Below are 16,953 nucleotides of genomic sequence, written 5' to 3'. Positions count from 1 at the left end.
CAATCCTTAAAATTGTGGGGTCGAAAGCCAGTGCTTTCCTGCCCCTCATCAGCTGATGAATGTCTCAAATGGGGATAAACAAGAGACTTTTCAAGGCATGTCATCCTTAAAGGTGACAGGAGTCTCCAACAAACCTTGCCGATCCCTGCGGGTCTAGATTACCCCAATCATTTTCTCTCAGACAGCACTCTGGATTCCAGCTGGCCTATATGCAAGAGCACATCCAGCCCCTACAACATGCCAACTGTCGGGACCGGATGAACGCGTTTATTTTTTCTCAAACAGTGCCATGGATTCCAGATGGCCGGTGTGAGGGAACATGTCCAGCATCCCCAAGCGGGTCAGCCGGTAGCCCTCCTTCACCAGCACCTGGCTGTCTCTGGCCAGGGTCACCGGGTTACAGGAAACATAGACCACTCGCTTGGGGGAAAGTGCCGCCACGTGGCTCATCACCTCCAGCGCACCGGGTCTGGCCGGGTCCAGCAATACCAGGTCAAATCCTTCCCGCGCCCAGGACATGCCGACGATGTCACCGCTCAAGTCAGCCTTGTAGAACCGAGCGTTGTCGATGCCATTGCGCCGGGCGTTTTCCTCGGCGCGCGCCACCATGGCCAGCTCCCCTTCGACTCCCACCACCTCGCGGGCCTGACGGGCCAGCGGCAGGGTGAAGTTGCCGATGCCACAGAACAGATCCAGCACCTTGTCATCCTTGGTCGCCCCGAGCCAGGCCAGCGCCTGGGCCACCATGCTCTGGTTGATGGGGCCGTTGACCTGAATGAAGTCTCCGGGGGCGAATGCAAGAGTCAGACCATCGAGCGAATAGCTCGGCTGGAATTGCTGGCGCAGCGGTTCAATTTGCTCATCCGCCGCCTGCAGATAGAGATCGATACCCTGAGCCTCGGCGAATTCGACCAATAGGGCGCGATCCGTCTCGTTGGGACGACCGGTGTGGCGCAGCAGCATCATGATGCCCTGCTCGGCCTGGATGAACTCGGCGTGACCCAGCTCACGCTGGCTCTTGAGGCGATTGAGGCATGTCCGCAGCGGCTCGATGAGGGCAGACAACGGCGCGCTCAAGACGGGGCAGCCGGTGATCTCCACCAGATCGCTCGACTGGCGGCGACGGAAACCAACCCGGGTGCAGCGACCGTTCTTGTCAAACTTGATGGCCAGCCGGCAGACCCGGCGATAGGCACGGGATTCCCCTGTCAGCACGGGCTCCAGCGCCGGGGCCTGGATGTTGCCGAGCCGCTCGAACAGGCTGACCAGCCCGGCCTCCTTGGCGGCCTGCTGATCCGCCTCACTCAGGTGCTGGGCGCTGCAACCGCCGCACTCACGATAATGGGCGCAGAAAGGGGCGATGCGATTGGCCGCCGGGGTCACTATCTGTTGCAAGGCGGCGTGGGCATACTGCTTCTTGTCATCGATGATGCGAGCCTTGATCCGCTCGCCGGGCAGCGCCCCTTCGACGAAGATGGCCTTGCCCTGATGACGGCCGATGCCGACACAGTGGTGATCCAGACTGTCTATCGTAAATTCAATACGTTGGGGCTGGGTGGATTTCTTTTGGGGCTTGAAAAACTGGGCCATAAAACTTGGTGCCTATAGGTGGCTATGTCATGATTGTGGAATCTGCAGCAGGCCATTGTCCCACAAGAATAATAGTATGACCAAATACGGTCTGAGGGCCCGGACTGTGGCATTCAACCCTATCGCCAATGCTGACCATAAGTGGCCCCTGGATATGACCCGATACGGCCCCAAAGCCCGAGCTGCAACGACCCTTATCTTCTTGCCCCCCTTCATCGCCGGCGGTTTATCAGCATGACCAGATATGGCCTCAGAGCCCGTGTGCTGGCCTTTACCATATTGCCAACCCTGGTCATCGGCGGACTGATCGCCGGTTATTTCACCTTCCACCGCTATCATCAGCTGGAAAACAACCTGATTGATCAGGGCATCAACATCATCGAGCCCCTGGCCATCGCCAGCGAATATGGCATGACCCAGCACAGTCGCGAGTCCCTCAAGCGGCTGATCGGGCTCACCCATCGCAAGAATTCGCCCTTCATCAAGTCCATTGCCGTCTTCACTCAGGACAACCAGCTGTTCGTCACCTCCAACTACCACAGAGACTTCGGCCAGCTGCGGCTGCCCGATGGCACCGCCATCCCGGAGTTGACCAGCGTCTCGTTCAACGGCGACGACATCATCCTGCGTACCCCGATCCAGGCCGAGACCAGCCTGGATGGCTTCCCCTTGCCGAGCGAGCTGGAGCCACCGGTGATTGGCTACATCTCCATGCAGCTGGCCACCGACAGGGCCATCGTCCTGCAATACCGGGACGCCTTCTTCGCCGTGCTCATGGTGCTCATCGGGCTCGCCATCAGCACCCTGTTCGGCTTCAGGCTGGTCAAGAGCGTGACCCAACCCATCACCGATATGGTGCAGGCGGTGCACCGGATCAGGGAGGGGCGGCTCGATACCCGGGTCAGCGGCCAGCTCACCGGCGAGCTGGACATGCTGAAAAACGGCATCAACGCCATGGCCAAGGCGCTGTCGGAATACCATGAAGAGATGCAGCAGAACATCGATCAGGCCACCTCGGATCTGCGCGAAACGCTGGAACAGATAGAGATCCAGAACGTCGAGCTCGACATGGCGAAGAAGCGGGCGCAGGAGGCGGCCAGGGTCAAGTCCGAGTTCCTTGCCAACATGTCCCACGAGCTGCGTACCCCGCTCAACGGCGTCATCGGCTTCACCCGCCAGCTGCTCAAGACCAGCCTGACCCCGAACCAGGCCGACTACATGCAGACCATCGAGAAGTCGGCGCGCAACCTGCTCGGCATCATCAACGACATCCTCGATTTCTCGAAGCTCGAGGCCGGCAAGTTGCAGCTGGAGCACATCCCCTTCAGCCTGCGCGACACCCTCAACGAGACCATGCACCTGCTGGGCCCCAGCGCCCACGACAAGCAGTTGGAGCTCTCCTTGCAGGTGGATGCCGCGGTGCCGGACTACCTCACCGGCGACCCCATGCGCCTGCAGCAGGTGCTGACCAACCTCACCGGCAACGCCATCAAGTTCACCGAGCGCGGCAACGTGGATGTCCGCGTCGAGCAGACCGGCGGCGCCAACGGCAACAAGGTGCGCCTCAAGGTGTTGATCCGCGACACCGGCATCGGCATCTCCGAGGAGCAGCAACGCCAGCTGTTCCAGGCCTTCAACCAGGCCGACTCGTCGATCTCGCGCCGCTATGGCGGCACCGGGCTCGGTCTCGTCATCACTCAGAAACTGGTACAGCAGATGGGCGGCCAGATCCGGTTCGAATCCGAATTCGGCAAGGGCTCCGTCTTCTCCTTCAACCTGGAGCTGGACATCTCCCCCCTGCCCCAGACCGACCGGCTGCCGCTGGACGGGATCCAGGGCAAACGGGTCTGGCTGCTGGAACCAGATCCCTTCGCCCACGCCTCCCTGCACGTCTTGCTGACCGAATGGCAGCTGGATGTCCAATCCCTGTCCATCGACGCGGACTGGCCCGAGATGAACAGCCAGGACATCGTCATCATCGGCAGCAGCACCCTGCATACCCCGCAGCAGGTGATCCGCCGCCTCGATGCCCTGAGCGGGCAACACAACACCATAGTGGTGCTCAGCAGTCACGAGCCTGCCCTGTATGACGCCATGCAGGCTCACGGCGCCCAGCATTGCCTCTCCAAGCCCATCAATCATCGCAAGCTGCTCAATGCCCTGCTCTCCCCGGATGCAGCCAGGAGCCCGCTGTTGCCCGCCCCATCACAGCACCATGTGCAGGAGATAAAAGTACAGGACGTCAAGGTGCTGGCGGTGGATGACAATGCCGCCAACCTCAAGCTCATCGCGGCCATGCTCAAGGAGATGGTGAGCCAGGTGGTGGTGTGCAAGAACGGCAAGGAGGCGGTCAGCCTGGCCCAGAGCCAGCCGTTCGACATCATCTTCATGGATATCCAGATGCCGATCATGGATGGCATCAGCGCCACCCAGGCTATTCGCCACCACTCCCTCAACACCGAGACCCCCATAGTGGCGGTCACCGCCCACGCCATTCCCGGTGAGCGGGAGCGGCTGATCCGCCAGGGCATGGACGACTATCTGGCCAAGCCCATCGACGAGAGCATGCTGATGCAGCTCATCACCGACTTCGCCCATCGCCGCCACCAGAATCACGGGGATCAGCAGATAGACTGGTCGCTGGCAGTGCGCCAGGCCGCCGGCAAGACAGATCTCGCCCTGGAGATGCTGCGCATGCTGCTGGCCAGCTTCGATGAAGTGGAGCCAGTGCTGGAGGCCGCGCTGGCAGGCGGGGTGGATGACGCCGAGGTGCTGGCCCAGCTGCACCGACTCAACGGTGGCTGCGCCTACTCGGGCGTGCCCGGCCTGCAGCGGCTGCTCTCCCAGCTGGAGCAACAACTGCGCGACGGCGTGCCGGTCAGCGAGCTGGAGCCCGAACTGCTGGAGCTGCAGGATGCGCTGGAGCAGGTGCGCCAGGAGGCGCCCCGCTACCTCGGCGCGGCCGACTGAACTGCTTTAGGAGCGGATACCAGCACTGGCACCATGATGCGTATCGCACGGTGCACTGGGCGGCATTCGCAAGGGATCGGGCAAAGCGGCCCGCTTTTTATGGCGGTAAGCCTGACAGATGGTAAAATCGCGCCGTTTCCACAGGAGTCAACATGACCAATAACGATATTCTGCGCCGTCTGCGCTACGCCCTCACCATCAGCAATGACCAGATGGTCGAGATGTTTGCCAAGGGCAATCTGACCGTCGATCACGCCCAACTGCACAGCTGGATGCTAAAAGGCGCAACGGAAGAGGAAGCGGCAGAAGCCGGCTTTGTCGCCTGTCCCGATGCGGCCCTGAGCCAGTTCCTCGACGGCTTTATCGCCGTGCGACGTGGCGTGCGGGAAGGCGCCCCCGCCCAGGTGATCCCGAACCGGATCAACAACAACCTGATCCTGCGCAAGCTGCGGATCGGTCTGGACTACAAAGAAGAGGACATGCTCAGCACCCTCAAGCTGGCCAACTTCAACCTGTCCAAGTCCGAGCTCAGTGCCCTGTTCCGCTCCAAGGATCACAAGCACTATCAGGATTGCGGGGATCAGATCCTGCGCAACTTCCTCATCGGTCTCACTGCCAAGTACCGCGTCTGAGCCATGGGCCAGCGTCGTTGTGCTCAGTCTGCCCGGATGAGTGAACGACGCTGGCCAGCCTCCAGGCCTGGTTTGCGGCAACCCCTGCTGCTGTTCCTTTGCCTGTGGCTGACGGCCTGTCAGCCCGCCCCCTATCAGCTCTCCAGCCGTCATGTCAGCGCCAGCCAGAATGAGCGTATCGCCTTCCTGATCCTGCACTATACCGACGAAGACGACGACCACTCCCTGCGCCTGCTGACCGAGCCCGAGCACAAGGTGAGTGCCCACTATCTTGTCCCGCGCGACACTGAGCAACGCCCGCTCCCCGTCTATCAGCTGGTGCCCGACAGCCAGCGCGCCTGGCATGCGGGCCGCAGCCGCTGGCAGCAGTATGCGGGGCTCAACGCCAGTTCCCTCGGCATCGAGATAGTCAACCTGGGGTACGACGAGCGGGAGGCGCAGCTGCCCGCCCAACTGCGCCACTGGCAGCCCTATACCCCCGCCCAGATCGCCGCCGTCGGCGCGTTGGCACGCGACCTGGTGCATCGTTACCGGATACCGCCAACCCAGGTGCTGGGTCACAGCGACGTCGCCCCCGAGCGCAAGCAAGATCCCGGCCCGCTGTTCCCCTGGCGTGAGCTTGCACTGACCTATGGCGTCGGTGCCTGGCCTGACGAGGCCAGGGTGACGGCCCTGCGCGCAAGTCAGTTGCCCGTCTGGGATGCCCTGCAATGGCAGCAGAACCTGGCTCGCTACGGCTATGGCATCACCCCCAGCGGTGACTGGGATGCGCAGAGCCGCGCCGTGCTGCGCGCCTTCCAGCTCCATTTTCGCCCCACCCTGGTCAGTGGCGAGCCGGATGCGGAGAGCCAAGCCATCCTCACGACATTGCTCGAGCGTTACTTCCCGGCTCCTTGAATCGCCTTTCCCGGCCGCCATCGGCGGTGAACCAGATACCGGTCCCCAACAAAGGTTTCTGATGGCATTGCTGGCCCGTGACTTGCCAGCCCTTCAATGGATCTTCCTGACCTGAACGCCCGAAAACAACAAAGGACGCCGTGGCGTCCCTTGTTCGTTCGATCCCGATAATCCGGCATCAGATCCCTTGGCGGGCTTCCTGCATCAGCAGACGCATGTCGCTGACCGCCTTGGCCAGACCGTCGAAGGCGGCGCGGCCGATGATGGCGTGGCCGATGTTGAGTTCATAGAGCTCGGGGATGGCGGCGATGGCCTTGACGTTGTGGTAGTGCAGGCCGTGGCCGGCATTGACCTTGAGCCCCTTGCCAGCGGCATAGGAGGCACCGGCGGCGATACGCTTGAACTCGGCGTTGCGCTCCGCATCCGTGGTGGCATCGGCGTAACGGCCGGTGTGGATCTCGATGAAGGGGGCGCCACTCGCGGCGGCGGCGTCGATCTGCAGCGGATCCGCGTCGATGAACAGGGACACCTGGGCACCGGCGGCGGCCAGACGGGTCACCGCATCGGTGATCTTGTCGAGCTGGCCGGCCACGTCCAGGCCACCCTCGGTGGTCACCTCGGTGCGCTTCTCCGGTACCAGGCAAACGAACTGGGGCTGGATGCGCTGCGCGATGCCGATCATCTCCTCGGTCACCGCCATCTCCAGGTTCATCCTGGTCTGGATAGTCTGGCGCAGGACCTCGACATCACGGTCGGTGATGTGGCGGCGATCTTCCCGCAGGTGAACCGTGATGCCATCGGCACCGGCCTGCTCGGCCACGAAGGCGGCTTGCACTGGATCCGGGTACTGGGTACCGCGGGCATTGCGCAGGGTGGCGATGTGGTCGATGTTCACACCCAGGTAGATCTCGCTCATTGCTTACTCCTTGATACAGGTCATCTGTTCGGGCTGGCGACTGCGCCAGCCTCGTCAATCCATGGTTCGCCCGGGGCAGGACGCGCCCACGAACGCCAGTATTTCTCTCTTTATGCGGCGCATTTATCCATATAAAGAATCACCACATTAATCCATATCAGCCAGAAACACTGCCTCGACGTTTCAAAAACAGCTCCCGACTCTTCAACTGACGCTTGCCGAGATAGGGCTGCAGTGCCAGCCGGCTGAACCGCTTGGCCGCCTGCAGCAAGGGGGGCGTGTCGAAACGCCCCTCGGCGAAGGCCAGCAGGTGGGCGCCGAGGAACAGGGTACGGGGATCCGGCGCCCGCTCGCAAGCGACAAAGCCGAGCTCGCGCTCGAAGCCATACAGCAGGGCTGGCTGGATCGGGGATTCGTCGTCGGCGGCGTATTCAAAATCCACCGCATAGCCGAGCGCCTGCAATAGCAGGAACTCGAAGCGGCGCAGGGGCAGCTCCGGGGTCTCACCATCCGCCAGCGCCATCAGGGCGCGGGCATAGGCGTCGAACACCTCGGGGAAGGGGGTATGGGCTTCCAGCAGGTAGTAGACCAGCTCGTTCAGGTAGAGGCCGTAGAACAGGCGATCGCCGCCGAGCCGCAGAGAGTGATCTGGACATTCGACCTGGGCGAGATTCTTGAGATCCCCCTTGCCGCGCCAACTCAGAGTGAGAAAGGAGAAGGGTTGTAGCAGCCCCTTCAGAGGGGAGCGTGGCCCGCGAGAACCGCGAGCCACCAGGGTAAAGCGGCCACTATCCTGGGTGAAAACCTCGACCAGCTGACTGGTCTCCCGATAGGGCCGACTGTGGATGACGAAAGCCGGACTCAGCAATCGCTCATCGCCACTTAGTCGTCGCCATAGCCGAGACTGCGCAGGGCGCGCTCGTCATCGGCCCAGCCGGATTTGACCTTGACCCACAGCTCCAGATGCACCTTGTTTTGGAACAATCGCTCCATGTCGAGCCGTGCCTCTGTGCCTATGGTCTTGATCTTCTCGCCCTTGTTGCCGATGACCATCTTCTTCTGGCCGTCACGCTCCACCAGGATCAGGCCGTGGATGTGGTACAGACCATTCTCCTCGACCTTGAAGCGCTCGATCTCCACCGTCACCGAGTAAGGCAGCTCCTCACCGGTGAAGCGCATCAGCTTCTCGCGGATGATCTCGGACGCCATGAAGCGGGACGAGCGATCGGTCACGTAGTCTTCCGGGAAGAAGTGGTTGTTCTCCGGCAGCAGATCCTTGGCCCACTCGCGGATCTTCTCCACGTTGGTGCCCTTCTCGGCACTGATGGGCAGGATGTGGGCGAAGTTCATCTGCTGACCGAGCCACTCCAGGTGGGGCAGCAGGTCTTCCTTCTCCTTGACGTTGTCGACCTTGTTGACCGCCAGCACCACGGGACAGGGCAGGTGGCGCAACTTGCCGAGCACCATCTCGTCATCCTTGGTCCAGTGGGTGCCGTCGACCATGAATACCACCATGGCCACGTCCCCCAGCGAACTGGTGGCAGCGCGGTTCATCAACCGGTTGATGGCCCGCTTCTCCTCGATGTGCAGACCCGGGGTATCCACGAAGATGGTTTGATAGTTGTCCTCGGTGTCGATCCCCAAAATCCGGTGACGGGTGGTCTGGGGTTTCTTCGAGGTGATGCTGACCTTCTGGCCGAGCAGCTTGTTGAGCAGGGTGGACTTGCCCACGTTGGGGCGGCCCACGATGGCGACAAAGCCGCAATATGTCGTATCTGTCATGACAGTTTTTCCAATGCTTGCTGCGCCGCGGCCTGTTCGGCCTTGCGACGGCTGGTGCCGACCCCGACCAGCGGACCCGCCAGGCCATCCACGTCACACTGGACGGTGAATTCCTGGTTGTGGGCTTCGCCCTTGACGTTGGTCACTGTGTAGGTCGGCAGGGATTTGCGGGTTCCCTGCAAAATTTCCTGCAGACGGGTCTTGGGATCCTTCTGCTCTATGCCTGGTTTTATCTCGTCCAGGCGGCTGGCGTACCAGCTGAGCAGCAGAGTCCGCACCGTCTCCAGATTGGTATCCAGATAGACGGCACCGATCACCGCCTCGACCGTGTCGGCCAGAATGGATTCGCGGCGGAATCCGCCACTCTTCAGCTCGCCCGGCCCCAGGATCAGGTGATCGCCGAGGTCGAACTCCCGACCGAGCTCGGCCAGGGTCTTCTCGCGCACCAGGGTGGCGCGCATCCGGCTGAGATCCCCTTCCGCCGCTTGCGGGAAGCGGTGGAACAGCTCGTCGGCAATCACCAGACTCAGGATGGAGTCACCCAGAAATTCCAGTCGCTCGTTGTGACGGGAACCGGCGCTGCGGTGAGTCAGCGCACGGGTCAGTCGGTCCTGATCCTGAAAGACATGCCCGAGACGGGACTGCAGTCTGTTCATCTTGATATTCATTTACTGTATTCCGCCGATGCGGTTGAAGCGCACGCCAGTCGGCACCCAGCTTGGCAAGCTGGAACCTTCTTCGCGCTCAAATTCGAAACTGATCCAGATGGCAACCGCCTTGCCCACCAGGTTCTGCTCGGGCACGAAGCCCCAGAACCGGCTGTCGGTACTGTTGTCGCGGTTGTCACCCATCACGAAATAGTGGCCTTCCGGCACCACCCACTCATCCGGGTAGGTGCCCGGTTGACGGTAATAGCGATCCACCAGATCCGGCATCAGGGGATTGCGCAGGGTCTCGTGAGGGACGGTTCCGAGCTGTTCGGTGTAGCGAGCCAGCGGGATCCCCATCTGACTGAACTCGCCCCGTTGTTCAAACTTGACATCGAGCTTCTTGAAGCCCGGGCACGTTTTCCCTTCCTGCTCCTCGCACTTGGGTCTGATCATCAGCTCCTTGTTGCGATAGATGACCCTGTCCCCCGGCATGCCGACCACCCGCTTGATGTAGTCCACCCGGGTATCCAACGGATACTTGAACACCACCACGTCGCCGCGCTCAGGCTTGCCTGTCTCGAGGAACTGGGTGTTGGTCACCGGATCCTTGAGGCCGTAAGCAAACTTCTCCACCAGGATGAAGTCGCCCACCAGCAGGGTCGGCATCATGGAGCCGGACGGGATCTGGAACGGCTCAAAGATGAAGGAACGCAGGATCAGCACCAACGCGATGACCGGGAAGACTCCACCCGTCTGTTCAATCCAGACCGGCATGGGGGCGACCTTGGCCAGCGTCCTCTCGTCAACATTCGGGCCGGCATTGGCACGGGCCGCCGCAATCTTGGCCGCCCGTTGCTTGGACCAGACCAGCTTGTCGACGGTCCAGATGATGCCGGTCAGGACGGTGACAATCGCCAGGATCAGGGAAAAGGTGCTTGCCATCTAGTTAGTCCTTGCCAACGTGGAGGATAGCGAGGAAGGCCTCTTGCGGCACGTCGACACGGCCGACAGACTTCATCCGCTTCTTGCCTTCTTTCTGCTTGTTCAACAGCTTCTTCTTCCGGCTCACGTCACCGCCGTAACACTTGGCGGTCACGTCTTTGCGCAGGGCCTTGACGGTGCTGCGAGCGATGATCTGGTTGCCGATGGACGCCTGGATGGCGATGTCGAACATCTGGCGCGGGATCAGCTCACGCATTTTCTCCACCACCTGGCGACCGCGATACTGGGCGTTCTCCTTGTGGGTGATGATGGCCAGGGCATCGACGCGCTCACCGTTGATCATGATGTCGAGGCGCACCATGTCGGAAGTCTCGAAGCGCTTGAAGCCGTAATCCAGCGAGGCGTAGCCGCGACTGGTGGACTTGAGGCGGTCGAAGAAGTCGAGCACCACTTCCGCCATCGGGATCTCGTAGGTCAGCGCCACCTGCTTGCCGTGGTAGACCATGTTGGTCTGCACGCCACGCTTCTCGATACAGAGGGTGATGACGTTGCCCATGTATTCCTGCGGCAGCAGGATGTTGCACTCGGCGATGGGCTCGCGCATCTCCTTGATGTTGTTCACCGCAGGCATGGCTGACGGGCTGTCGATGTGGATGGTCGAGCCGTCGTTCAGCTCGATTTCATACACGACGGTCGGCGCCGTGGTGATCAGATCCAGATCGTATTCCCGCTCCAGCCGCTCCTGGATGATCTCCATGTGCAGCATGCCGAGGAAGCCACAACGGAAGCCGAAGCCCAGCGCGGTGGAGCTTTCCGGTTCGAAGAACAGGGAGGCATCGTTGAGGGACAGCTTGTCCAGCGCATCACGGAACGACTCGTAGTCATCGCTGGAGATGGGGAACAGGCCCGCATACACCTGCGGCTTGACCTTCTTGAAGCCCGTCAGCGCCTTCTCGGCACCGTTCTTGGCCTGGGTCAGGGTATCGCCCACGGGCGCGCCGTGGATGTCCTTGATGCCGCAGACGACCCAACCTACCTCGCCGCAACCCAGCCCTTGGGTATCCACCTGCTTGGGGGTGAAGATACCGATGCGATCGACGCCCCACACCTGACCGGTGCTCATCACCTTGATCTTGTCATTCTTCTTGAGCGAACCGTTCTTGATGCGCACCAGAGAGACGACGCCGAGGTAGGAGTCAAACCAGGAGTCGATGATCAGCGCCTGCAGCGGGGCATCGGGATCACCGATAGGCGCCGGGATGCGGGCCACTATCTCTTCGAGCACCAGATCGACCCCGAGGCCGGTCTTGGCGGAGCAACGCACCGCCTCCATGGCGTCGATACCGACGATGTCTTCGATCTCTTCGGCGACCCGCTCGGGTTCGGCGGCCGGCAGGTCGATCTTGTTGAGGATCGGCACCACTTCCAGCTCCATCTCCATGGCGGTGTAGCAGTTGGCCAGAGTCTGTGCCTCAACCCCCTGACCGGCATCCACCACCAGCAGCGCCCCTTCACAGGCCGCCAATGAGCGGGAAACCTCGTAGGAGAAATCCACGTGGCCGGGGGTGTCGATAAAGTTCAGCTGGTAGGTGTTACCGTCTTGTGCCTGGTAGTTCAGGGTCACACTCTGTGCTTTGATGGTAATGCCGCGCTCGCGCTCCAGATCCATGGAGTCAAGCACCTGAGCCTGCATCTCGCGGTCGGACAGGCCGCCACAAGTCTGGATCAGACGGTCCGACAGGGTCGATTTACCGTGGTCGATGTGCGCAATAATCGAAAAGTTACGAATGTGTTTCATCGAGCAAGAATCACTCAAAATTAAGTTAGGGTCGGATATGAGGGCAGGATTTTACTGGATAACCCGGTCGACGGCCAATCTTTAGTCGACGGGCACCACAAATAGCGCCTTGCCAATCAAGCGCTGGCGGGGCAGTGAGCACCACGCCGAGCATGAAAGAGCCAGAAATCAAATCTGGCCGGTGTCAGGAGAGGTTTCGGGTACTGAGTACCACACCGAGCATGCGGGGGCCATATTCCCCTTGCTCGAGCCTTGCGGAAAAGTAACGAACCAGTAAAAAACCGAAGGTCCCACCGAGCAGACAGCTGAGGATGGTCACCCCCTCGCCCGCCGACAACAGCGGAGCCAGCCAGAGCTGCCCAAGGATGGCACCGAGCAGCAGGCAGAACAGCGGCAGTACATAGACCAAGGCCGCACCGCGCAGGATGCTCGCCTGGGGAATACCGAGCCGGATCTGCTGGCCAACCATGACCTCGCCGGTGAGGGCGACCCGCAGCCGCTGCGACTTGATGGGAAAGGCCTTGGCAACGGTGCCGGTGCCGCAGTTGGACTGCTGATGGCAGCCGCTGCAGGCGGAGCGCCGTTCGCACTCCACCCAGGCATGAGTTCCCTCGATGGCCACCACGGTCGCCAGTTCTTCACTCATAGTACTCACCTGACGGCTCCAGACTAACAGCAATGGATTTATCCAATCTGAACACGCCCGTCCCGCCGCGGCAAGCCAAATAGGTGTATCTCGCAGGGAGCTTTATTGCACCGCCTCGTTGCGGGCCAGTGGCTGCACCGATTCGGCGATGCGCTTTGCGGTCTCAGCCGGGACCTCGCCCACCACGGTGATTTCCACCCCGACCTCGTTGACATAACTCACCAGCGAAGTGGCACCCTGGCGTATCAGCTGCTGGCGCACCGCCTGCTTGGGATCGACCCGGGAGACATAGACGGAGAGATCCACCAGGCCGTCGGAGAGCATCATGTAGTCCACCGGCTGGCTGGTGCTGACCAGCTGGTGCCGATCCTGAGAGAGTACCTTGAATCCACCCGGTAACCAGGTCAGGTGCCAGCTCAGGGTCTGCTGGGGTGTGGGATAGGCATCTTCCAGCGCCAGTGCCTCCGGCAGCTTGCTGTTGGCCAGGGTCACCAGCCAGGGCGCCGGTGTCGACTGCCTGTCCAGATCCACCCCAAGCACTTGCTCTACCAGGTTGCCTTCCCGATCCACCATGTCGACCCGCAGCAACAGATGACTCTGCTCGTCAACCCAGAGCACGAAACCGTACTTGTCTGCCTCTTTCGGCACCAGCCTCACCACTTTTGCGACCAGACCGGCCACCCGGCTGCGGCCGGCCAGCACGGGGTCATAGCTCTCCAGCACCCTCGGCAGCGGCATCTTCACCAGGCTCGACCAGACACCGGGGAAGCGGGCGCCCTTGAGGGTATAGGGCTCGTGGGTGTTTTCGAAGAAGGTGTATTCGTTCTGGCGTTGCAGATATTCCACCGTCTTGCCATCGAGGTAGCTCAGATGAGCGACCTCCTTGCCATCGATCACCCCGTGACTGAAGCGAATGGGCTCGAGGCGACCCTGACGGGCCTTGACCATGGATAACTCGAAATTCTGATGCGAAACGGCACTCTGCATCTGCTGCAACAAGGCCTCGGCCGACAGATCGTCGGCCGAGGCCTTGGCACAAATCAGCAGGAGAGAGGCCAGCAGGACACGGCTGGACTGGCGCACGATCTGATCCCTAAAAATGCGTTATTCCTGGATCTGCTTGTCTTGCAGCAGACGTTGTTGCAATTGGTGATCTCGCAAGAAGGCATTGATCCGCTCGCGTTGCTCTTGCATCTGCTGCTCGCTCAGCCCTTGCTGGCGAGTGGTGGCGCGGTTGCCATCCTGCGGATAATGCACGCTCACCGGCGCCGCACTGCCGCCTACCGGTATGGTGTTGAGCACCGGATTGGCCGGCATGCCGTCGCTGCCTTGATACTGCTGCACCCCGAAGATGACGGCGGCGGCAACCGATGCGGCGATGGCGTACTGCCCCATCTGTTGGCCGAAGCGGCGGATCAGCGGTAACACCTTGGCGGTGGTGTGAACCTGCGGCGTGGCAGTCTGCACCGGCTTGGGTGCCAGAATGGTCGGCTCGTCTTCCAGCGCCAGCATGATGCTGTCGCTGAGATCCAGTTGCAGATTGACCGGGAGGTCGCCCCGCATGGCATCACCGATCAGATGGTAACGAGTCCAAGTATCCTGCAAGGCTGGATCCATTCCCAGCTCATCCAGTACCTCCACCTCACTCAGGTCGCCATCCATCAGGGCTGAAAGTTGCTCTTTATTTGCCATAAGTTTGCCTGTCTTTCCCCAGTTTTAATTCTCGATCAGAGGTTGCAGCTTTTTATCGATTGCTTCCCTCGCCCGGAAGATGCGGGATCTCACCGTACCGACCGGACAATCCATGATCTCCGCAATCTCTTCGTAGCTCAGACCTTCCATTTCACGAAGGGTGATCGCTGTTCTCAAGTCTTCAGGCAAGGCTTCTATGGCGGTGAACACGGTGCGCTTGATCTCGTCGGTCAGCACCAGGTTTTCCGGGGTAGCCACCTCTTGCAAGGCTTCACCACCACCATAATATTCAGCCTCATCTGCTTCGACATCACTGCTGGGCGGTCTGCGCCCCTGTGACGTCAGGTAATTTTTGGCCGTGTTGACGGCGATCCGGTACAACCAAGTGTAAAACGCGCTCTCGCCACGGAATGTCGGCAACGCACGGTAAGCCTTGATGAAGGCCTCCTGCGCCACATCCGGTACATCGCCCGGATTGTTGACATACCTGGCCACCAGGTTGACCACCTTATGCTGGTATTTTTTTACCAGCAGGTTGAATGCATTTTTATCGCCACGCTGGACCCGTTCAACCAGCTGTTCGTCCAGTAGATTCTGGTCGCTCATCAGAGCCGTAAAACCCCCATCAGGTTATCGTTTTTCTTTTCCGGCCCTTCCTAAGCGCACAAGTTCAGACAGGAGGAATCAGAGAAAGTTCGCTTGCATTGAAAAAAATGTGATGCGGGCTGCATCACAACCCCCCTTGGGCTACCATGGGGCCAGTTCTTAATCCAGGCCAATGATACTTATGAAAGCAAGTGTTGAATACCTTTGCGACGTACTGATCATTGGCAGCGGTGCCGCCGGTCTGTCCCTCGCATTGCGATTGGCAGACCAGGCCAAAGTCCTGGTTCTGAGCAAGGGGCCCATCAGTGAAGGGGCCACTTTCTATGCGCAAGGAGGCATCGCTGCCGTGTTCGACGAGACCGACAGCATCGAATCTCATGTGAGCGACACGCTCAACGCCGGCGCCGGGTTGTGTGACCCGGCCGTGGTGGAGTTCACCGCCCGCAACGCCCGCGACTCCATCCAGTGGCTGATCCAGCAAGGAGTCCCCTTCGATCAGGAAGAGGATGCCGAGGGCGAATCCCACTATCACCTGACCCGGGAAGGGGGTCACAGCCATCGCCGCATCTTCCACGCGGCCGATGCCACCGGCAAGGCGGTGCAGCTCACCCTGATCGATCAGGTGCGGGCCCATCCCAACATCCGGCTGATGGAGCGCTTCAACGCGGTCGATCTCATCACCACCCGCAAGCTGAACCTGCCGGGCAACAAGGTGCTTGGCGCCTACGTCTGGAACCGCAACGTCGAGCAGGTCGAGGTGATCCGCGCCCGCTTCGTGGCGCTGGCCACCGGCGGCGCCTCCAAGGTGTATCAATACACCTCCAACCCGGATGTGAGCTCCGGCGATGGCATCGCCATGGCCTGGCGCGCCGGCTGTCGGGTGGCAAACCTGGAGTTCAACCAGTTCCACCCCACCAGCCTGTTCCACCCGGAGGATCCCAACTTCCTGCTGACCGAGGCACTGCGTGGCGAGGGAGCCTATCTGCGCCGCCCCGACGGCAGCCGCTTCATGTCGGATTTTGATCCCAGAGAGGAGCTGGCGCCCCGTGACATCGTCGCGCGCGCCATCGACCACGAGATGAAACGACTCGGGGCCGACTGCATGTATCTGGACATCAGCCACAAGCCGGCGGACTTCATCATCAAGCACTTTCCGACCATCCACGAGCGCTGCCTTGCGGTCGGCATCGACATCACCAAGGAGCCCATGCCCATCGTGCCGGCGGCCCACTACACCTGTGGCGGCGTGATGATCGACAACAATGGCCAGACCGATGTTCCCGGCCTCTACGCCATCGGCGAGGTGACCTACACCGGTCTGCACGGCGCCAACCGCATGGCCTCCAACTCGCTGCTGGAATGCGTGGTCTACGCCCATCAGGCGGGGGCCGACATTCTGGGCAAGCTGCCAAAGAGCGTGGAGCCGCCCAAGTTGCCCGCCTGGGACGAGAGTCAGGTGGACGACTCGGACGAGCAGGTGGTGATCCAGCACAACTGGCACGAGCTGCGGCTGATGATGTGGGACTACGTGGGGATAGTGCGCACCAACAAGCGCCTCGCCCGCGCCAAGCGCCGCATCGACTTGCTCAAGCAGGAGGTGCAGGAGTACTACGCGAACTTCCGGGTCTCCAACAACCTGCTGGAGCTGCGCAACCTGTTGCAGGTGGCCGAGCTCATCGTCAACTGCGCCCTGCAGCGCAAGGAGTCCCGCGGCCTGCATTACAACCTGGACTACCCGGATCTACAGCCGGACTCCAAACCGACGGTGCTGACGCCTGACAGGGACTGAACGACCCGAATGCCCCCCAGATGACCCCGCTTCGGCGGGGTCA

At 61.1% G+C, this 16,953-nt stretch carries 15 protein-coding genes; 4 read left to right on the top strand and 11 right to left on the bottom strand.

Annotated features, from left to right (window positions below; genetic code table 11):
* Nucleotides 1-267: 267 nt before the first annotated feature.
* A complete protein-coding gene (rlmD, locus tag ACZ9IL_RS21145) occupies nt 268-1,590 on the bottom strand; it encodes a 23S rRNA (uracil(1939)-C(5))-methyltransferase RlmD (RefSeq protein ID WP_476005210.1) in 1,323 nt (440 codons plus the stop codon).
* Between the two features lie 234 nt (nt 1,591-1,824).
* Here rlmD and barA point away from each other — a divergent pair, with 234 nt between their 5' ends.
* From barA to ACZ9IL_RS21130, 3 genes are all read left to right on the top strand, one after another.
* On the top strand, nt 1,825-4,560 hold the full coding sequence (gene barA, locus ACZ9IL_RS21140) for a two-component sensor histidine kinase BarA (protein WP_476005209.1): 2,736 nt from the start codon (nt 1,825-1,827) through the stop codon (nt 4,558-4,560).
* Nucleotides 4,561-4,712: 152 nt separating this feature from the next.
* On the top strand, nt 4,713-5,192 hold the full coding sequence (locus ACZ9IL_RS21135) for a YehS family protein (protein ID WP_476005208.1): 480 nt from the start codon (nt 4,713-4,715) through the stop codon (nt 5,190-5,192).
* A gap of 3 nt (nt 5,193-5,195) precedes the next feature.
* On the top strand, nt 5,196-6,089 hold the full coding sequence (locus ACZ9IL_RS21130; protein ID WP_476005207.1) for an N-acetylmuramoyl-L-alanine amidase: 894 nt from the start codon (nt 5,196-5,198) through the stop codon (nt 6,087-6,089).
* 178 nt (nt 6,090-6,267) lie between these two features.
* On the opposite strand, the gene pdxJ is transcribed toward ACZ9IL_RS21130, so the two are convergent.
* From pdxJ to rpoE, 10 genes are all read right to left on the bottom strand, one after another.
* Nucleotides 6,268-7,005, bottom strand: a complete 738-nt coding sequence (gene pdxJ, locus ACZ9IL_RS21125) for a pyridoxine 5'-phosphate synthase (RefSeq protein WP_476005206.1) — start codon at nt 7,003-7,005, stop codon at nt 6,268-6,270.
* A gap of 157 nt (nt 7,006-7,162) precedes the next feature.
* On the bottom strand, nt 7,163-7,873 hold the full coding sequence (gene recO / locus ACZ9IL_RS21120; protein WP_476005205.1) for a DNA repair protein RecO: 711 nt from the start codon (nt 7,871-7,873) through the stop codon (nt 7,163-7,165).
* Nucleotides 7,874-7,887: 14 nt separating this feature from the next.
* The gene (gene era, locus ACZ9IL_RS21115) at nt 7,888-8,787 is read right to left on the bottom strand and encodes a GTPase Era (RefSeq protein WP_476005204.1); all 900 of its coding nucleotides are present in this window, start codon (nt 8,785-8,787) and stop codon (nt 7,888-7,890) included.
* Nucleotides 8,784-9,455, bottom strand: coding sequence for a ribonuclease III (gene rnc / locus ACZ9IL_RS21110; protein ID WP_476005203.1), 672 nt, complete (start codon nt 9,453-9,455; stop codon nt 8,784-8,786). Before rnc ends, era begins: the two co-directional genes overlap by 4 nt.
* Entirely contained in the window at nt 9,456-10,379 is a 924-nt protein-coding gene (lepB, locus tag ACZ9IL_RS21105) for a signal peptidase I (protein WP_476005202.1), read from the bottom strand.
* 4 nt (nt 10,380-10,383) lie between these two features.
* Complete coding sequence (gene lepA, locus ACZ9IL_RS21100) at nt 10,384-12,177, bottom strand: translation elongation factor 4 (protein WP_476005201.1); 1,794 nt, start codon at nt 12,175-12,177, stop codon at nt 10,384-10,386.
* Nucleotides 12,178-12,361: 184 nt separating this feature from the next.
* Nucleotides 12,362-12,823, bottom strand: coding sequence for a SoxR reducing system RseC family protein (locus tag ACZ9IL_RS21095; protein ID WP_476005200.1), 462 nt, complete (start codon nt 12,821-12,823; stop codon nt 12,362-12,364).
* 102 nt (nt 12,824-12,925) lie between these two features.
* Complete coding sequence (locus ACZ9IL_RS21090) at nt 12,926-13,906, bottom strand: MucB/RseB C-terminal domain-containing protein (protein WP_476005199.1); 981 nt, start codon at nt 13,904-13,906, stop codon at nt 12,926-12,928.
* Between the two features lie 21 nt (nt 13,907-13,927).
* Nucleotides 13,928-14,515, bottom strand: a complete 588-nt coding sequence (locus ACZ9IL_RS21085; RefSeq protein WP_476005198.1) for an RseA family anti-sigma factor — start codon at nt 14,513-14,515, stop codon at nt 13,928-13,930.
* 24 nt (nt 14,516-14,539) lie between these two features.
* Nucleotides 14,540-15,121, bottom strand: a complete 582-nt coding sequence (gene rpoE / locus ACZ9IL_RS21080) for an RNA polymerase sigma factor RpoE (protein WP_476005197.1) — start codon at nt 15,119-15,121, stop codon at nt 14,540-14,542.
* Nucleotides 15,122-15,302: 181 nt separating this feature from the next.
* On the opposite strand from rpoE, the gene nadB reads away from it, so the two are divergent.
* Nucleotides 15,303-16,910, top strand: coding sequence for an L-aspartate oxidase (gene nadB / locus ACZ9IL_RS21075; protein ID WP_476005196.1), 1,608 nt, complete (start codon nt 15,303-15,305; stop codon nt 16,908-16,910).
* The last annotated feature ends 43 nt before the right edge of the window (nt 16,911-16,953 follow it).

The sequence above is a fragment of the Aeromonas sp. TECH754 genome (assembly GCF_056279295.1).
This window is presented reverse-complemented; position numbering and strand designations above follow the sequence as displayed.

Coding starts and splice junctions, on each gene's coding strand:
- rlmD (WP_476005210.1), bottom strand. CDS start 1,590: ATGGCCCAGTTTTTCAAGCCCCAAAAGAAATCCACCCAGCCCCAACGT.
- barA (WP_476005209.1), top strand. CDS start 1,825: ATGACCAGATATGGCCTCAGAGCCCGTGTGCTGGCCTTTACCATATTG.
- ACZ9IL_RS21135 (WP_476005208.1), top strand. CDS start 4,713: ATGACCAATAACGATATTCTGCGCCGTCTGCGCTACGCCCTCACCATC.
- ACZ9IL_RS21130 (WP_476005207.1), top strand. CDS start 5,196: ATGGGCCAGCGTCGTTGTGCTCAGTCTGCCCGGATGAGTGAACGACGC.
- pdxJ (WP_476005206.1), bottom strand. CDS start 7,005: ATGAGCGAGATCTACCTGGGTGTGAACATCGACCACATCGCCACCCTG.
- era (WP_476005204.1), bottom strand. CDS start 8,787: ATGACAGATACGACATATTGCGGCTTTGTCGCCATCGTGGGCCGCCCC.
- rnc (WP_476005203.1), bottom strand. CDS start 9,455: ATGAATATCAAGATGAACAGACTGCAGTCCCGTCTCGGGCATGTCTTT.
- lepB (WP_476005202.1), bottom strand. CDS start 10,379: ATGGCAAGCACCTTTTCCCTGATCCTGGCGATTGTCACCGTCCTGACC.
- lepA (WP_476005201.1), bottom strand. CDS start 12,177: ATGAAACACATTCGTAACTTTTCGATTATTGCGCACATCGACCACGGT.
- ACZ9IL_RS21095 (WP_476005200.1), bottom strand. CDS start 12,823: ATGAGTGAAGAACTGGCGACCGTGGTGGCCATCGAGGGAACTCATGCC.
- ACZ9IL_RS21085 (WP_476005198.1), bottom strand. CDS start 14,515: ATGGCAAATAAAGAGCAACTTTCAGCCCTGATGGATGGCGACCTGAGT.
- rpoE (WP_476005197.1), bottom strand. CDS start 15,121: ATGAGCGACCAGAATCTACTGGACGAACAGCTGGTTGAACGGGTCCAG.
- nadB (WP_476005196.1), top strand. CDS start 15,303: ATGAAAGCAAGTGTTGAATACCTTTGCGACGTACTGATCATTGGCAGC.